Source organism: Phenylobacterium sp. (genome assembly GCF_004297125.1).
Taxonomy (GTDB): Bacteria; Pseudomonadota; Alphaproteobacteria; order Caulobacterales; family Caulobacteraceae; genus Phenylobacterium.
Window position 1 is genome coordinate 199801 of record NZ_SCVD01000024.1, and the last position, 16222, is coordinate 216022.

Below are 16222 nucleotides of genomic sequence, written 5' to 3' on the forward strand. Positions count from 1 at the left end.
CCACTGATTTGCGTGAGAGGCGCGCGAGGCTTTTGCAGACCACGGTTCAAACGGCCGCCGCGCCCGCCGGCATGATCCTGGGCGCGGGCGACGTCCGCATATGGGGCATGACAGCGCGCGAACGGCTGCGCCGCACCTTCGCGCGCGCCAAGCTCGGCGTGGTCGAGGCCGCGCCCGCCTCGGGGAATGTGGTGCTGGCGCTGGGCGGCTGGGTCTATGACGAGTCCCTCCTGGCGACCCTGGCGAAGCGGCCCGGCTCGGTCCTGATCGCCGACACCGGCGAGGCGGTGGCCGCCCACGTTCCGGCCGAGCGCGTGGCCGAGGCCGCCGCGGCGCTGGAGCGGGGCGCCGATCCTGGTGGGCTGGAACGCCTGTCCCTGGCCGAACTCGCCTACAACGAGGCCCTGCGCAAGCGCGAGCCCCCGGTCCTGGTTCGGCTGACGGCCGACAACGTCCGCGCCGTGGAAGCCCGCACCTTCGCCGGCTCGTACAAGGGCGTCACCGACGTCGTCACCAAGTACTGGTGGCCCATCCCGGCGCGCATCGTCACCCGTTGGTGCGCCGTGGCAGGTCTGCGCCCCAACCATGTGACTTTCATCGGATTTCTCCTGGTGCTCGCGGCCTTCTGGCTGTTCTGGCAGGGGCAGTTCGGCTGGGGTCTGGTCTGCGCCTGGATCATGACCTTCCTCGACACCGTCGACGGCAAGCTGGCCCGGGTGACGCTGACCTCCTCGGCGATCGGCAACGTCTTCGACCACGGCATCGACCTGATCCATCCGCCGTTCTGGTGGTGGGCCTGGTACGTGGGGTGCTTCGGCGCGGCGGTGGCGCTGGACGGGCCCGGGATCGCGCTGATCGTGATCCTGGCCGGCTACGTGCTGCAGCGGGTGGAGGAGGGCGCCTTCATGCGCCTCTTCGGCTTCCACGTGCATGCCTGGCGGCCCTTCGACAGCTTCTTCCGCCTGATCACCGCGCGCCGGAACCCGAACCTGCTGATCCTCACGCCCGCGTGGCTGCTCGGCTATCCGCAGATCGGCTTCTACCTGGTCGCCGTCTGGACCGGGCTCTGCCTCATCGTCCACGCTGCACAGGTGGTCCAGGCCATGGCCATGCCGCGCGAGCGTGTCGTGTCCTGGCTGTCGCGTTGATCCGCGCTGGCCTCATCTGGAACCAGCACAGCCACCGCAACCGCGGAGCCGGCCGCGCGCCCCTGCCGGAAGACGTCCTCGACATCGTGCCGGAAGAGCCCAGCCACCTGGCAGCCGGTTTGCGCCGCCTGGCCGGCGAGGGCGTGGAGCTGGTGGTGATCGACGGCGGCGATGGGACGGTGCGGGAGGTCCTGACGCGCCTGCCCGAAGCTTTCGAGGGCCGCTGGCCCCGGCTCGCGGTCCTGCCGAACGGCAAGACCAACGCGCTGGCCCTCGACATCGAGACCCCGCTCGGCACGACCCTGGAGGAAATCCTGGCCGCCTGCCAGGCCGGCAAACCCACCAAGCGCCGCCAGTGCCTGGAAGTCATGCGGGCCGGGCAGAGTGAGCCCGAGCGGCGCGGGTTCCTGTTCGGGGTCGGGGCCTTCGTGCGGGCGACGAAGCTGGCCCAGAAGAACCACGGCCGGGGCTTCATCGACGACGCGGCGGTCGGCGTCACCATGGCCGGCGGCCTGGTCCGGACGGTGCTGGGCGGGGCCGGAGACCGCTGGCGGCGCGGCGAGATGGCCAGGCTCGCGATCGGCGCGACCTCGGAGGAGCGCCGTTGGTTCATGGTGATGGCCTCGACGTTCAAGCGCTTCCCGCTGGGCCTCAAGCCCTATGGCGAGCCGCGCGAGGGGCTGAAGGTGCTGTCGGTCGAGGCGCCGCCCCGGCGGCTGCTCCGGGCGCTGCCCAGGATCATCCGCGGCGAGGACACCGCTTGGCTGGAGGCCAGCGGCTATCACCGACACGATGCGGACAGTTTCGACATCTCATTCGAGGGTGACTTCGTCCTGGACGGCGAGCCCTACAAGGGCGGTGACCTGACCGTGCGCCAGGGGCCGTCGCTGGAGTTCGTGATCCCGTGAGCCAAGCGCTCGCCCAGCGCATCGAGGCCGAATTGGCCGCGCCGGCGCCTGAGGCGGTGGTCGCTCTGGCCCAGGCCCTGGCCGACCCTGCCCGCGACGCCGCGATCCTCTACTACGGCTCGACGCTGAGGACGGGCGACCTCTCCGGCATCCTGGACTTCTATCGCCTGACCCGCCGGCCGCACCGGGGGGGCTTGCACGGCCTGGTCGAGCGGGTGCTGTGGCCCGAGGTCAGCTACCACGAAGTCGCCGTCGGCGGGCGCGTCCTGCGGGCCAAGGTGGCGACCCTGCCCCTGGCCGTGTTCCGCAGGGCCGCGGAGGGCCGCACGCTGGACACCACGATCTGGGCCCGGTTCGTGCAGCCTTGCCAGCGGGTGTGGACGGCCGACCCGGAAGCCGCCGCCGCGACGGCGCGGGCCGTGGCCGCCGCCGTGGTCACGGCCGCCCGCTACGCCGCCGCCCTGGGCCCGGAGGAGGGCCCGGCGGACGCCTATTGGCTGGCGCTGTTCCGCAAGACCTACGCCGCCGAGTTCCGGGTGGAGAGCACCGACCGCGCCGACACCGTGATGGCGTCGGGCGGCGACCGCTACGCCGAGATCCTGCCCCTGGCCTGGCGCGAGGGCGGGGTGGTGTTCGGGGGCGAGGCGGCGAGCCTGCGACCCGCGAAACGGGGGCTGCCCGGCTGGACCTGGCCCAACCTGGCGGGCAAGCCGCTCAACGTGGCGCGGATCCTCAAGGCGGCCTTCACCTTCGACGGCGCGGCGCGCTACGCGGCCTACAAGGTCGAGCGGCACACCGGGATCGAGATCGCGGTCACACCCTTCCGCGAGCGCCACCCGTTCCTGGCGGCGCCCGGGGCGTGGATCGAGCTACGCAAGCGTCAGGCGGAGGCGCGGCGGGCCAGTTTGAGCAGCCCGAACTCCTGACCGAGTTGCTCGAACACGGCGAGGACCTGGTCGATCTGTTCCGGCGTGTGGGCCGCGCTGACGCTGGAGCGCAGCAGCGACTTGTTCTCAGGGGTGGCCGGGGGGATCGCGAGGTTGAGGTAGACGCCGTTCTGCAGCAGGGCGTTCCACATGGTCACGGCCATGGCCTGGTCCGGCATCACCACGGCGGTGATCGGACTGGCGTGCGGGCCGACGACGTAGCCCATGTTCCGCAGGCCGTCATAGAGGCGGTCGGCGTTGGCGGCGAGCCGGGTGCGCAGGCCCTTGTCCTCTTCCAGCCGCTTCAGCGCCGTGAGCGTCGAGGCGATCACCGCCGGCGGCAGCGAGGCGGTGAACATGTACGGCCGGCTGACGATGCGCAGCAGGTCGAAATTGTCCTCGTTCGAGACGAGGAACCCGCCCACCGCGCCAAGGCTCTTGGAGAAGGTGCCGACGATGAAGTCGACGTCGTCCTCGACGCCGGCGGCTTCGGCGAGGCCGCGGCCCTTTTCGCCCAGGACCCCCATGGAGTGGGCCTCGTCCACCAGAAGGTAGGCGCCCATTTCCTTCTTGATCGCGACCATCTCCTTGAGCGGCGCGACGTCGCCGATCATGGAATAGATGCCCTCGACGACGATCAGGCTGCCCTTGGCGTCGTCGCCCATGCGGCGCAGGCGCTTGGCCAGGTCTTCGGGGTCGTTGTGACGGAAGCGGATGACTTCGGCGCCCGAGAGCTTGGCGGCGTCATAGATCGACGCGTGGCTGTCCGCGTCCAGGATCAGGTGATCGCCGCGTCCCACCAGGCCGGAGATGCCCCCCAGGTTCGCCTGATAGCCGGTCGTGAAGACCATGGCGTGCTTGCGGCCGTAGAACTTGGCCAGCGCCGTCTCGAGCGCGGTGTGGCCCGCGAAGGTGCCGTTCGCGAAGCGCGAGCCTGTCGTGCCGGTGCCCCATTGGCGCACGGCCTCCGCCGAAGCCTCGATACAGGCCGGGTCGAAGGTCAGGCCCAGGTAGTTGTTCGTGCCAAGCAAGATGACTTGCTTGCCGTCGAGCATGCCCTCGGTGGGGGACAGGACCGCATCGAATCGAACGGCGGACGGATCGGCGCCCGCCGCGCGGATGCCATCCAACGGGGCGCGATAGCCCAGGTGCTTGTCGAGCAGCGACATCCTTAAGCCTTCACCCGCAGCTTGTTGATCAGATCGGAGAGGTCGCCGACCGTTTGTACCGTCGCCAGACGGTCTAGGGGAATCGAGAGGTCGAAACGATCCTCAAGCTCCATGACGATGTTCATCAGCGCAAGTGAATCCACAGCCAGATCACGGGCAATGTCGGTGTCCGGGGTGACCTGAACGCTACGGCCCAGGACCGTCTCCGCCGCTCGCGCGACTTCACGGACGGTCAAATCCGTCGCCAGTTCCACCATGCGCGAGCCCCCCATCGGCTCTCATACTCTTAACGCCAAACGCGTACCTAAGCCTGTCCGGCCGGTTTTTCCACCCGTGCGTCGATGGCGGGTCACAAAACCGCATCTAATGTTTCATCCATGCCGCACTGCGGTACCAGGCCACGGTCGCCGAAAAACCGGCATCGAGGTCGTAGATCGGGGCCGGTATTTCCCCTGGAAGCTCCTCCGGCGCAACCGCCCAGTTCGAATGCAGCAGCTCGCGGGCCTTCGCCGAGGTCAGCATCGGGGTCTGACCCAGCAGCAATGTGAAATCATTTGTGATTCCGATGGCGTGGATCAGGGCCGCCGGGACGGCCGCGAACCGCGGCGTGCGGTCGCAGGCGCGGGCGGCGGCGGACATCAGTTCACGCCACGTGTAGCCGTCCGTCCGGGCGTCGCAGAGCACGATGGGGCGGCTCGACGGCCGCGCTGCAGCAAGCGCCGCGGCCTGCCGGGCGGCGTCCTCCACGTGGATCATCGCCACGCGGCCGGTTTCGCTCAGGACCGGCAGGATGGGGCTGGTGGCGGCAGCCTGGAACACCGGCAACAGCTCCGGATCGCCGGGGCCGTAGATCGCGCACGGCCGCGCGATGGTCAGCCGATCGCCCAGCACCTCGGCCATCGCCCGTTCGCCGGCGTGCTTGCTGGCGCTGTAGTGCGAGAGATGTGGCTCCCGCGCGGAGAGGCTGGAGACCAGCAGCACATGGGGCGCTCTGGCCGCGGCCAGGGCCACGCGCCGCGCGCCGGTGACGTTGACGACGTCGAACGCCACGCGGCTGCGGGCCTTCACCAGGCCGGCGCAGTGGATCACCACGTCCGCGCCGTCGCAGAGCCGGGCCAGGGCGGCCTCGTCGCCCAGGTCGCCGATCACCACCTCCGGGGTCACCTCGCGCCAGAGCGGGTCGATCGGATCGCGCCGGGACAGCACCCGCACGCGCCAGCCGTCGACGGCCAGGGCACGGACGATCTGGCGGCCGAGGAAGCCGGTGGCCCCGGTGACCGCCGCGAGCCGGCCCAGGCCGACCTTGGCGCTCAGGCCGGCTCCTCCTGCTTGAAGGCGCCGGCCAGGAAGAGGGCGCGGGCCTTGGAGCGGCTGAGCTTGCCGGACGAGGTCTGGGGCAGGGTGTTGTGTCCCACCAGCTCGACCCGGGCCTCCACGCCGTGGCGAGCGCGCAGGAGGGCGGCGACGTCGTCGATCAGGGTCTGGCGGGCGTCGGCGTCGCTGGTGCGGGTCTGCACCAGCACCACGAGCTGCTCGCCAGCGTCCTGGTCGATGGAGAAGGCGGCCACGTCGCCACTGCGCAGGCGATCGACCTCGGACTCGGCGGTCCATTCCAGGTCCTGCGGCCACACGTTGCGGCCGTTCAGCAGGATCAGGTCCTTGGCGCGGCCGGTGGGGACGATGTGGCCCTCGGCCAGATAGCCCAGGTCGCCGGTGTCCAGCCAGCCGTCGCGCGACAGCACGGCGGCGGTGGCCTGTGGGTCGCCGTAGTACTCGCGCATCAGGCTGGGGCCGCGGGCGAAGAGCCGTCCCACCCGGCGTTCGGGCAGGGGCTTGCCGTCCTCGTCGCGGACCTCGAGCTCATGGCCCTCGAAGATCCGGCCGCAGCGGACGAAGGCGCGCGAGCGCACGCCGGAGCCCGGCGTCACGGCGCCGTCCTTCTCCATGCGATCCACGTCGACCGTGTCGAAGATCAGGCCCTGGCCCAGCGGCGACATCGACAGGCCAAGGGTCGCCTCGGCCATGCCATAGCTGGCCACGAAGGCGGTGGGCTTGAAGCCCGCGGCGGCATAGCGCTCGCCGAAGGCGGTGAGGGGGCCCGGGCGGACCATGTCGCCGCCGCAGCCGGCGATGCGCCACCGCGACAGGTCCAGGCCCTCACGCGTGCCGTCGCCGCGCTTGGCGCAGAGTTCGTAGCCGAAGCTGGGGCTGTACGAGATCGTGCCGCCATTCTTCGACATCAGGTCCAGCCACAGCAGCGGTCGCCGCACGAAGGCGCCGGTGGGCATCAGGTCGATCGACATCTGCGCCGACAGCGGCATCAGCAGGAACCCGACCAGGCCCATGTCGTGGTAGAGCGGCAGCCACGAGATCGCGCGGTCCTCGGCCGTCACCTGCAGGCCGCCCCGGGTGGACGCCAGGGCGTTGGCCATCAGCGCGCGGTGCGTGCAGAGCACGCCGGTGGGATTGCGCGTGCTGCCCGACGAGAACTGCACATAGCTGGGATCGTCCGGGGTCGGGGCAGGCAGGTCGATGGCATCGGCCTGCGGAAGGTCGGAGACCCGCATGGCGATCCTGGTTCCGGCGGTGTTCGCGGCGTCCTGCAGCCAGGGCAGCAGGCTCTCGGGGCCGAACACGGCGGCGGCGCTGGCGGAGGCCAGCATGCGGCCGATCTGCTCCACATAAGCGTCCCGTCCGCCCAGCGGCGCGGGCAAGGGCAGCGGCGCGGGGGTCACCCGGGCGTACTGGCAGGCGAAGAAGGCCACCACGAAGTCGGCGTCGGTCTCGGCGACCAGGCCCACGCGGTCGTGGGGCTTCAGGCCGGCGGCGAGGAAGCGGGCGGCCATGGCGCGGGCGCGCTCGCGCAGCTCGCCGTACCGGATGGCTTCGATCAGTTCGCCGCGCAGGCCATAGAGGTTGATGCCGGTCGGGCCCTTGGCGGCGAAGTCGAGCGCCTCGGTCAGGGTCGCGAAGCCGTCCCGGTGGAAGGGACGGTCCGGAGCGGTAGGGGTAGCAGTCAAACGTCGCCTTTCAGACTTTCGGGCTCCGGCGGGGAGGTCACCGCAGCTCGCCGATTCCCGTTCTCTCGCAAAATGAACCACAGCATGCCCAGGGCAAGCGCGCCCGCCGCCGCAGCCAAGCCGGCGCCCGCGCCTATAAGGCCGAACTGCGTCACGAGGAAGGGCAGCATGGCCAGGAAGGCGGCGCTGACCGCCAATCTGACGCGGACCGCGGCGCCGGGCTTGCCCAGGGAAATCAACATCGGTTCCAGCGGAAGGGCGAAGACGCCGATCACGGCGGCGCCCACCTGCCAGGTCATCACCGCCGCCGCCGGCTCGAACGCCTTGCCCATCACGAGCGCGAGGACGGTGGGGCCGGCGATGGCGCTGGCGGCCAGCATCACCAGGGCGACGCCGCCGGCCAGCAGGCCGACGTTGCGGGCCAGCCGCCACATGGCGTGGTGCCGTTCCTCGGCGCGCAGCCGGGCCAGCTCGGGGTAGAGGGCGGGCGTCAGCAGCTTGGCCGGCTTGGCCAGGGCGTCGGCCACCTGCCGGCCGACGCGCCAGAAGGCGGCCTGCGACGGGCCGACCATCGCGCCGACGATCAGGGTCGCCACATGGGTGAAGGCCACATCCAGGGTGGTGGCGAGATTGGTGTTCCAGGCAAAGCGCCAGGCGCCGGGCATCCCGGCGGTCAGCGGCCCGCGCCAGGAGAAGTCCTGCAGCAGGCCGCGCTTTTTCAGCTCCATCAGCGCCGATCCGGCCAGGTACAGCCAGCTCCCGAAGGTGGCGACCGCCGTCGCCAGCAGGAAGCCCTCCATCGAGGCTCCGAGCGCCAGGGCCACGACCCCGCCGATCACCCGGATCAGCGAGATCAGCCCCGCCTGCCAGGCCAGGACGTCGAAGCGGTCGAACAGCCGCAGGAGGCCCAGGGGCGTGGCCGAGACCATGAAGGCGATGGAGAGCATGAACAGCGCCGCAGCCGGCGCCTCGTCCGACCCCCAGCCCAGGGCGCCCGCGAAGGCGAAGGCGCCGATCACCCCGATGGCGATGCCCAGCAAGGTGCTGGCGAGATCCAGCAGCAGGCTGAAGCGCAGCACGTGCTGGAAGTCCTTGGCGCGCCCCTCCGCCAGCGGTCGCGCGCCGTAGTGCAGGATGGTCTGCCAGGACTGGAACTTGACCACCTCGCCCAGGAACTGGCCGAAGGCCTGGATCAGCACCAGCACGCCCAGTTCCGCCGCGCCCAGCGCCCGCGCGGCGATGGCCATGAAGGCCAGGCCCAGGACGGCGTTCACGGTGCGCCCGCCCAGCAGGAGGCCGGCGTTGGCCACCACGCGCCGCAGGATCGGCCGAACGCCGGCGATCTGTTCCGCCTGGGAAGCGCTCATGCGCGGAATCGAACTCCTTCGCCGTCGCCCTGGACGGCGCGCCCTCAAGTACCTCCTACCATGGGCTCACGCAAAGCTCGGCGCGACCCGGCCGCACAGGACTCGCGCCTCCGAGCGGCCGGTCCATCCGTAGGAATCGCTACGGCGCCGGCTTGTGGTCGTCGGCGCGCGCGTCATTCTAGGCGCGGCGGTTCAGGGGAATGGGGTGCGTTCGATGCGGAATCTGCTCGCAAGTCTGGCGGCGATGGTCGTGGCGGCGCTCGCCCAGCCGGCCGAAGCCGAGATCCGGGCCCTGATCGTGACCGTCTCGCAGTACACGGCGCCCATTCCCTCGCTGGAGGGGCCGCCGAACGACGCCGCGGCGCTGAAGGCGGTGCTGACCGAGCAGGGCGCCCGCGACATCGTCACCATGAACGACGCACAGGCGACCCGCGCCAGCATCCGCGCCGCGCTGGAGGCGCTGGGCAAGCGGGCCAAGCCTGGCGACTGGGTGATCTTCTACTACGCCGGCCATGGCTCGCAGGCGAAGTCCCGCGACCCCGGCGAGGAGGACGGCATGGACGAGTTCCTGCCGCTGAGTGGGTTCAAGGTGTCCAAACCCGACACCAACCAGTTCATCCTCGACAACGACCTGCATGGTTGGCTGGTCAATTTCTTCCCGACCACCGTGAACGTGCTGCAGATCGCCGACGCCTGTCATAGCGGGACGATGAACCGGTCGCTGGCGGCCGCGACGCCGTTCAAACGCCGCTCGGCGCTGGACAATCCGATGGCCATCGCCCTGCCGCCCAGTCCCGTCGATCCGATGGCGGTGGCGCCGGCGGGATCAAACCCGCCGAACCTCGTCTACGTGGGCGCCGCCCAGGACAACCAGTTCGCGCTGGAAGGCCCGCTGCCGCGCGGCGACTCGCCGCCGCGGGGGCTGCTGACCTACGCCCTGGAAGGGGCGCTGAAGGACCGCCGCCCGAACGGCCGGCTGGCCGCGGACGCCGACGACGACGGTCATCTGTCGCTGGCCGAACTGGCCTCCAGCCTGGAGAGCCGCACGCGGGAGCTGTCCAGCACCCAGCAGTGGTCCAGCGCCGCGGTGCCGGCGCGCAACGAGCGCAGCGTCATCTTCCAACCGCTGAAGGCGCCGCCTGCGGACGAGCGACCGATCGAGGTGAAGCCGGCCGACGAACAGGCCGCCGACCTGCTGGGCGGCAAGGGGCCCTGGGCTTCGATCCCGCGCGGCACGCCGGACCTCACCTGGAACGCCAAGGAGGGTTGGGTCACCGACAGCCGCGGCGACCGCGTGGCCGAGAATGTGACCAGCGACGCCCAGCTCACCGGCGTGATCATGAAGCGCCGCGCCGTGGGCCAGCTTGCGGCCTCGGCCAACGAGCGGCAGCTCAAGGTCGACATCGGGCCCAGGCCCAAGGGCCAGCTCTACAAGAATGGCGAGAGCGTCGACCTGGCCGTGACCCACCGGGGCGGCGAGGCGTGGCTGACCGCCTTCAACCTTGCCGGCGACGGCACGGTGCAGATGCTCTACCCGCTGGATGGCGACGGCGACGGCCTGATGGTCGCCGGCCAGACGCGGGTGGTGATGGCTCGCACCAAGGCCGCGCCGCCGTTCGGGGTCGACAACGTGGTCGCCATCGCCACCCCCACCGAGCCCAAGGTGCTGCGCGCAGCCCTGAAGCGCATCGACGGCAAGCGCGACGCCATGGTCGCCTCGGGGCTGGTGCGCGACGAACTGGACGCCGCCAAGGGTCGGGCGGCGATGGCGCTGGGCGAGCTCTACACCGGCCGCTAGGTCGTCAGGGCTTGGCCTGCTGCTCGACGTAGGCGTCCAGCGCGGCCCGGGCCTGGGCCGCGCAGCCGCCGGACTGGACTGAGAGAATCGCGTCGAGGGTCGTGAGCGTCGTCGGATCGGGGCAGACGCCCGAACGCCGGGCCCCGAACGTCGAACCGGTGGGCGCCGGGGCGACCAGGACCTTCAACGCCGTCAGCCGCGCGGGATCGGCCTGGGCGCCGGCCCGGGGGACCGCCGCGCCGCCGGCGCCGCCGCGAAGCAGGCTGACCGAGCCGCTGGCGGACATCAGGGTCGCCGTCTGGCCGACGCCGAGCGGCACGCGCTCTCCGGCGCTGACCTCAAGGCCGGGCTTCACGGATGGGTCGGAAGATTTGACTACGACGTAGTCGGCGGCTTGGGCCACGCCGGCCAGGCCGGCAGCGAGCATGAAGCCCAGGATCGTCTTGCGCATAACCGCTCCTCAACCCCCAAAACCCGGGGGAGTGATCTAGTCTCGCGGCCGCCGGGTCAAGGGTATGCGCCCTTGGGGCGAAGGATTCCCCTAAAGCAACCGCGCCGCGGCCAGCCGAGCCACCGCCTGGGCGCGGTTCACGGCGCCCAGCTTCCTGCGGCCGTTGTCGACATGGAACCGCACCGTGGTCTCCGAGAGGCCCAGGATCACCGAAATCTCCCAGTCGGACTTGCCCTCGGCGACCCAGGCCAGGGCGTCGCGCTCGCGGTCCGTCAGGCGCACTTCCTCGTCGGGGGAGGGCGGGGCGGCGAAGGTCATCAGCCGCTCGGTGAGCATCAGGCCGGCGAGCTGGAGCGCGAGCGCGTCGTCGGGCGACAGGTCCGGCTCGCGGAAGCCCAGGTGCAAGGAGGTGATCGTGCGGTCGCGGCCGTAGGAGGTGGCGCAGACGGCGTCGCCGATCCCGGCCTCGCTCATCGCCTCCCAATAGGTCCCGTAATGGGCCTTCTCGCGGGGGGCGAAGTCGGTGAAGCGGTAGCGGGTCATGCCGCCGCGGATCGCCTCCAGCAGCGGGTTATTCTCGAAGCAGACGTAGTCGAAGGCCGGCGTGCCCGCCCGCCAGGTCTCGGGCGCGATCCGCGACACGATCCCGCCGGCGGCGAAATGGGCGGCCGAGGTGAGGGGCATGACGGGCCGTCGATAGATGCGCGTCTGCAGGTACGAAGCGCCGAGGCCGCCGAGCGCGGAGAAGAATCCCTCGCTCGCCGCCTGAGGAGTCGGCGCGGACAGCGCCACCTCCGCGATCGCGAGCGCTCGCCTCAACATCGGAACTTGAATTCCACCCCACCCCAATACTCGCCGATCTTAGCAATTCTGGCGCCGGTTTGTAATGGCCGTGCGTCAACCCCTCGTTTTCGAGAGGCGCCCAACGCCCAATCGTTCCGCAACACTGACCTGGGGTGGCCGCTGAATTGGCATGGCGGGCCCAACCTCAGGTGTTGGGAGTGGTGCGATGAAACCTTTGCTTGGCTTTGAACGCGGCAGATTGGCCAGCGTGGCCGCGGCCGCGGCGATTGTCCTCGCGGGCGCCTTCTCGGCCGCCCCGGCGCACGCGCTGAATTTCTACCAGAACTACTTCGTGGAGCCGACGTACGACATCCGTTCGATCGTGTTCCTGCAGTACACCGGCGGCGGCGGCGGTTCGACGAACAGCTTCGACGCCTTCGCGCCCTCGACGTTGATCACCGATCCCTTCCTCAAGACCGAGGCGATCACCGACACCTACTTCCTGGGCGTCAGCGACTTCGGCGACAGCGAGTCCGGCGAGGATCACCTGGTCCTGGCGCTGGACGACGGCTACGCGGCGGGCCTCCTGGGCTTCGACTTCACCGACCTGTTCCCGGCCTTCGACGAAGGCGAACTGATCGCGGCCCTCGATCTGCTCAACACGCCCGACAACGACAACGCCGCCGAGAAGGACGCGGCCTACGACCTGATCGGCAGCTTCTCCGACCAGGTGCGGGGAAACGGCGGGACCTTCGGCTCGGTCGACACCTTCAGCCTCGTCGGTTTCTCGACCGCCTCCGCGGTCGGCGTCGGCGAATCCAGCATCACGGTCGTGCCCGTGCCGGAGCCGGCCACGTGGGCTCTCCTCATCACGGGCTTCGGCGGCGCCGGGGCGATGCTCCGCCGGCGCCGCGCCAAGGACACCTTCGTAGCGGCCTGACACGGCAAGCTGCGCAGGGACCGCGGCGGGTGGAAACCGTGTCTGACCACCCGCCGCGGTCGATATTCCAAGAGGCCGGAAGACGCGCCTTGCCAAAGGCGCGTTTTTGCGTATTTTCCGCGCCCTCGCCGCCGGCCCCTCCAGGGTGTTCGGGGCACGGCGGGTGCATAGCTCAGTTGGTAGAGCAGCTGACTCTTAATCAGCGGGTCGTAGGTTCGAATCCTACTGCACCCACCACTTCCTTCCTGTGAAAACAAGAAGTTAGCTGGTGACCGCCCAGCGAGGCGGAGGCTGCCGTCTTTCGGAGATGGCAGTCCGCGGCCAGGTCGCGCTGACCGGTCGCCCTTCCTGAAATCCCTTGCGACGCCTCAGGCGACCGATCACTCGTCCGCGGGACTGGCGCGTCGTCAGCGCGAGGGCGGATATATATTCACTAACGTGAGAGGGAAGATTGACTCCGAACGGCTCAGGTCGCAATCCTGGGTCCATAGCCCGGCGCGAATGACCGGTGCGGACAGGGAGGAGGGGACGATGAGAGCGCTTCCATGGCGTCGGTTTGCGCAGCGACGCTGGCCGCCGGCGTGATCAGCCCGACCTATGCCTATACGCAGGCCTACACCAACGTGAACGCCACCTTCGCGGTGGCGTTCGGGCAGGCGACCGTGGCGGCCTACGTCGAGAATCTCTTCAACAGCCGCAAGATCACCTACGTGCATCCCGAGGCGTTCATCGCGAGCCGCTTCGCGGAGCAGCGCCCGCGCACGTTCGGCGTTCGCGTCGGATACGACTTCTAGACCATGGCGCCTCCTCCCGCGTCGGTCGTGGCGGACTCCCCCGGAAGCTCCGCCGCGGCGCTGCAGCCGGCGAAGGGCGCGTGGCCCGTTCTGGCGATCCTCTGCTTCGTCTATGTGCTGAACTTCCTGGACCGGCAGCTCCTGTCGATCCTGGCCAAGCCCATCCAGGATGAACTGGGTGTTTCCGACGGCCAGCTCGGGCTGATCGGCGGGCTCTATTTCGCGCTGTTCTATTGCCTGATCTCGATTCCCGTCGGCTGGCTGGCCGACCGGACGAACCGGACGCGGGTGCTGGCCCTGGCTTGTGGCCTCTGGAGCGCGGCGACCATGGCCTGCGGCCTGTCGGCCAACTATCCGCAGCTCGTCCTCGCCCGGATGACGGTGGGCGTCGGAGAGGCGGGCGGCGTGCCGCCCTCCTACGCGATCATCACGGACTATTTCCCCCCGGGACGCCGCGGCACGGCGCTGGGTCTGTTCAACCTCGGCCCGCCGATCGGCCAGGCGCTCGGCGTCGCCTTCGGGGCGGCCATCGCGGCGGCCTACAGCTGGCGAGCGGCTTTCATCGTCCTGGGCGCGGTGGGCCTGGTGGCCGCGGCGGTCGTGCTGTTTGGGGTTCGCGAGCCGGTGCGCGGCGGCCTCGACCAAGTGGCCGGACAGCCGCCGAGGCCCGCGGGCGGCCGGTCCGGCTTCTGGCCGACGGTGCGCATGTTCTTCTCGACGCCAACCCTGCTTCTGGTCGCGCTCGCCAGCGCGGCGACCCAGGTCATCACCTACGGCGCCGGCAACTTCACGACGCTGTTCCTGATGCGTGAGAAGGGCATGACCCTGCCGGACGTCTCGCTCTGGTACGCCCTGGTGGTCGCCGTCGGCATGGGCGGCGGCATCTACGCCTCGGGCCGGGTGATCGACCGGTTCACTCGGATATCGAGGGCCGCCTACGCGACCGTGCCGGCCCTGTCGCTGTCGCTGGCGGTCCTGCCCTACATCGCCTTCGTCTGGGCGCCGAGCTGGCCGCTGGCGCTGGCGTTCCTGCTGGGGCCGACGTTCCTCAACTACTTCTACCTCTCCTCGGCGGTGGCGTTGGTCCAGGATGAGGTCGCCCCCGAACAGCGGGTGCTCTCCGGAGCCCTGCTGCTGCTGGTCATGAACCTGATCGGCATGGGCGTGGGCCCGACCTTCGTCGGCATGGTCAGCGACGCCCTGAAGGCCAGCCATCCGGAAAATTCGCTGCAGCTCGCATTCTACGCGCTGACGCCGGTCTATGCCGTCGCTGTGGCCCTGTTCCTGGCCCTGGCCGGCGTGCTCCGGAGGGAAGAGGCGCGCCGATGATCGACGGAGCCATGCAGCCCTTCGCGCTGACGCTCGACAGGTTCCTGGCGCATGCCGCCAAGTGGCGTCCGACCTCGGAGGTGGTGACCGCCCGTGAAGATGGCGTCGTGGACCGGATCGGCTATGGGCCCCTGATGGCGCGCAGCCGGCGGATCTCGGCCGTGCTGGCCGGACTGGGCGTGAAGACCGGCGACCGGGTCGCGACCCTGGCCTGGAACACCCAGGCTCACTTCGAGGCCTGGTACGCGATCATGGGCATGGGCGCGGTGTGCCACACCTTGAATCCGCGCCTGACCACGGATGACCTGGCCGCCATGGTGCTGCGTTCGGGCGCCACCCTCGCGATCGTCAGCGCCGACCTGTCTGGGCTGGCGCGCAAGATCGCCGAGCGGGTTCCGCAGGCGTTCCGGCTGCTCGTGATCGATGGTCCGGCCGATGGAGGCGCCGTCGCGCTGGAGCCGCTGATCGCCGCGGCGGCGGACGGATTCCCCTGGGGCCAGTTCGATGAAACCGCGCCCTGCGGCCTCTGCTTCACCTCCGGCACCACGGGGGCGCCGAAGGGCGTGACCTACACCCATCGTTCCAGCTTCCTGCACACGCTGCGGGCGCTGCAGGTGGACGGGATGGCGATCTCGGGCCGCGACAGCCTGCTGGCCGTGGTGCCGATGTTCCACGCCAACGCCTGGGGCCTGCCGTTCGCGGCGCCGGCGGTGGGCGCGAAGCTGGTCCTGCCGGGACGCAACGCCGACGGGGCCAGCCTGGCGCGGTTGATTCGGGCCGAGGAGGTGACGGTGGCGGTGGGCGTGCCCACCGTGTGGCTGGGTCTCCTGGAGCACGTTGAGGCCGAGGGGGGCGAGGTCCCGAGCCTGCAGCGGATCGTGGTCGGCGGCGCGCCGATGCCGCCGGCCCTGATGGCCCGGCTGGAGGCGCGCCTTGGCGTTGTCGTACAGACGAGCTGGGGGATGACCGAACTGTCGCCGTCCGGGACGGTGGCGGCGGCTGGCGATCCGGTGCGCGCCGCCGCGCAGTCCGGACGGCCCGCGGTGGGCGTCGACCTCATGGTGGCCGACGCCGAGGGCCGGCCGCTGCCCCAGCAACGGAATACCGAGGGCCACCTTTATGTGCGCGGGGCCGCGGTGGTCGAGCGCTACTTCGGCGAGGAGAGGCCCGCCGTCGACGCCGACGGCTGGTTCGCCACCGGCGATCTGGCGCGCATCGACGATGAGGGCAATCTCAGCATCACCGGCCGCGCCAAGGACCTCATCAAGTCGGGCGGCGAGTGGATCAACCCGGCCGAAATCGAAGCGGTGGTGAGCGCTCTGCCCGAGGTGTCCCTGGCCGCCGTGATCGGCCGGCCCGACGCGAAGTGGGGCGAGCGGCCGATCCTGCTGGTGGAGCTTCGCGAGCCCGGCGGCCTGACCGACGCCGCCCTGCTGGAAGCCCTGACGGGCCGGGTCGCCAACTGGTGGATCCCGGACGAGGTTATCCGCGTGGAGAGCATGCCGCTGGCCGCAACGGGCAAGATCGACAAGCTTCGGCTGCGCGCCGTCTATGCCGCCCCGCCCGGCGCCCCGGAGCCTTGACCCTCG

Annotated in this window: 15 protein-coding genes and 1 tRNA gene; 9 read left to right on the forward strand and 7 right to left on the reverse strand. The window is 70.4% G+C overall.

The window, feature by feature from the left end; genetic code table 11:
* Positions 1–107: 107 nt before the first annotated feature.
* From EPO51_RS17225 to EPO51_RS17235, 3 genes are read left to right on the forward strand one after another with little or no spacing between them, the layout of a single operon-like run.
* Positions 108–1148, forward strand: a complete 1041-nt coding sequence (locus EPO51_RS17225) for a CDP-alcohol phosphatidyltransferase family protein (RefSeq protein ID WP_293352956.1) — start codon at positions 108–110, stop codon at positions 1146–1148.
* Complete coding sequence (locus EPO51_RS17230; RefSeq protein WP_293352793.1) at positions 1145–2056, forward strand: diacylglycerol/lipid kinase family protein; 912 nt, start codon at positions 1145–1147, stop codon at positions 2054–2056. Before EPO51_RS17225 ends, EPO51_RS17230 begins: the two co-directional genes overlap by 4 nt.
* Complete coding sequence (locus EPO51_RS17235) at positions 2053–2982, forward strand: hypothetical protein (RefSeq protein ID WP_293352795.1); 930 nt, start codon at positions 2053–2055, stop codon at positions 2980–2982. The genes EPO51_RS17230 and EPO51_RS17235 overlap by 4 nt, the downstream gene beginning before the upstream one ends.
* Here the strand turns inward: EPO51_RS17235 and spt are convergent.
* The 5 genes from spt to EPO51_RS17260 all read right to left on the reverse strand — a co-directional run bounded on the left by spt (position 2937) and on the right by EPO51_RS17260 (position 8538).
* Positions 2937–4151: a serine palmitoyltransferase gene (gene spt / locus EPO51_RS17240; RefSeq protein WP_293352797.1), complete on the reverse strand. Its 1215-nt coding sequence runs from the start codon at positions 4149–4151 to the stop codon at positions 2937–2939. The genes EPO51_RS17235 and spt overlap by 46 nt on opposite strands.
* Before the next feature lie 2 nt (positions 4152–4153).
* The gene (locus tag EPO51_RS17245; RefSeq protein ID WP_465246611.1) at positions 4154–4405 is read right to left on the reverse strand and encodes an acyl carrier protein; all 252 of its coding nucleotides are present in this window, start codon (positions 4403–4405) and stop codon (positions 4154–4156) included.
* A gap of 109 nt (positions 4406–4514) precedes the next feature.
* Positions 4515–5465, reverse strand: a complete 951-nt coding sequence (locus EPO51_RS17250; RefSeq protein WP_363200922.1) for an NAD-dependent epimerase/dehydratase family protein — start codon at positions 5463–5465, stop codon at positions 4515–4517.
* On the reverse strand, positions 5462–7171 hold the full coding sequence (locus EPO51_RS17255) for a fatty acyl-AMP ligase (RefSeq protein WP_293352801.1): 1710 nt from the start codon (positions 7169–7171) through the stop codon (positions 5462–5464). Before EPO51_RS17255 ends, EPO51_RS17250 begins: the two co-directional genes overlap by 4 nt.
* The gene (locus EPO51_RS17260) at positions 7168–8538 is read right to left on the reverse strand and encodes a lipopolysaccharide biosynthesis protein (protein ID WP_293352803.1); all 1371 of its coding nucleotides are present in this window, start codon (positions 8536–8538) and stop codon (positions 7168–7170) included. The genes EPO51_RS17255 and EPO51_RS17260 overlap by 4 nt, the downstream gene beginning before the upstream one ends.
* 214 nt (positions 8539–8752) lie before the next feature.
* On the opposite strand from EPO51_RS17260, the gene EPO51_RS17265 reads away from it, so the two are divergent.
* The gene (locus EPO51_RS17265; RefSeq protein ID WP_293352805.1) at positions 8753–10336 is read left to right on the forward strand and encodes a caspase family protein; all 1584 of its coding nucleotides are present in this window, start codon (positions 8753–8755) and stop codon (positions 10334–10336) included.
* A gap of 4 nt (positions 10337–10340) precedes the next feature.
* Here the strand turns inward: EPO51_RS17265 and EPO51_RS17270 are convergent, their stop codons facing one another.
* Together EPO51_RS17270 and EPO51_RS17275 are read right to left on the reverse strand one after the other, a co-directional pair.
* Positions 10341–10787 carry a hypothetical protein gene (locus tag EPO51_RS17270; RefSeq protein WP_293352807.1) on the reverse strand — a complete coding sequence of 149 codons (447 nt, stop codon included), beginning with the start codon at positions 10785–10787 and terminating at the stop codon, positions 10341–10343.
* 90 nt (positions 10788–10877) lie between these two features.
* Positions 10878–11609, reverse strand: a complete 732-nt coding sequence (locus EPO51_RS17275) for a helix-turn-helix transcriptional regulator (protein ID WP_293352809.1) — start codon at positions 11607–11609, stop codon at positions 10878–10880.
* Between the two features lie 187 nt (positions 11610–11796).
* On the opposite strand from EPO51_RS17275, the gene EPO51_RS17280 reads away from it, so the two are divergent.
* The 5 genes from EPO51_RS17280 (at position 11797) to EPO51_RS17300 (ending at position 16216) form a co-directional block, all read left to right on the forward strand.
* Positions 11797–12510: a PEPxxWA-CTERM sorting domain-containing protein gene (locus EPO51_RS17280; protein WP_293352811.1), complete on the forward strand. Its 714-nt coding sequence runs from the start codon at positions 11797–11799 to the stop codon at positions 12508–12510.
* A gap of 161 nt (positions 12511–12671) precedes the next feature.
* A tRNA-Lys gene (locus EPO51_RS17285) sits at positions 12672–12747 on the forward strand.
* A 308-nt stretch (positions 12748–13055) separates the two neighbouring features.
* Positions 13056–13304, forward strand: coding sequence for a TonB-dependent receptor (locus tag EPO51_RS17290; RefSeq protein ID WP_293352813.1), 249 nt, complete (start codon positions 13056–13058; stop codon positions 13302–13304).
* Between the two features lie 3 nt (positions 13305–13307).
* Complete coding sequence (locus EPO51_RS17295; protein WP_293352815.1) at positions 13308–14633, forward strand: spinster family MFS transporter; 1326 nt, start codon at positions 13308–13310, stop codon at positions 14631–14633.
* Positions 14630–16216 (forward strand): AMP-binding protein, encoded by a 1587-nt coding sequence (locus EPO51_RS17300; protein WP_293352816.1) that lies wholly within the window; start codon positions 14630–14632, stop codon positions 16214–16216. Before EPO51_RS17295 ends, EPO51_RS17300 begins: the two co-directional genes overlap by 4 nt.
* The last annotated feature ends 6 nt before the right edge of the window (positions 16217–16222 follow it).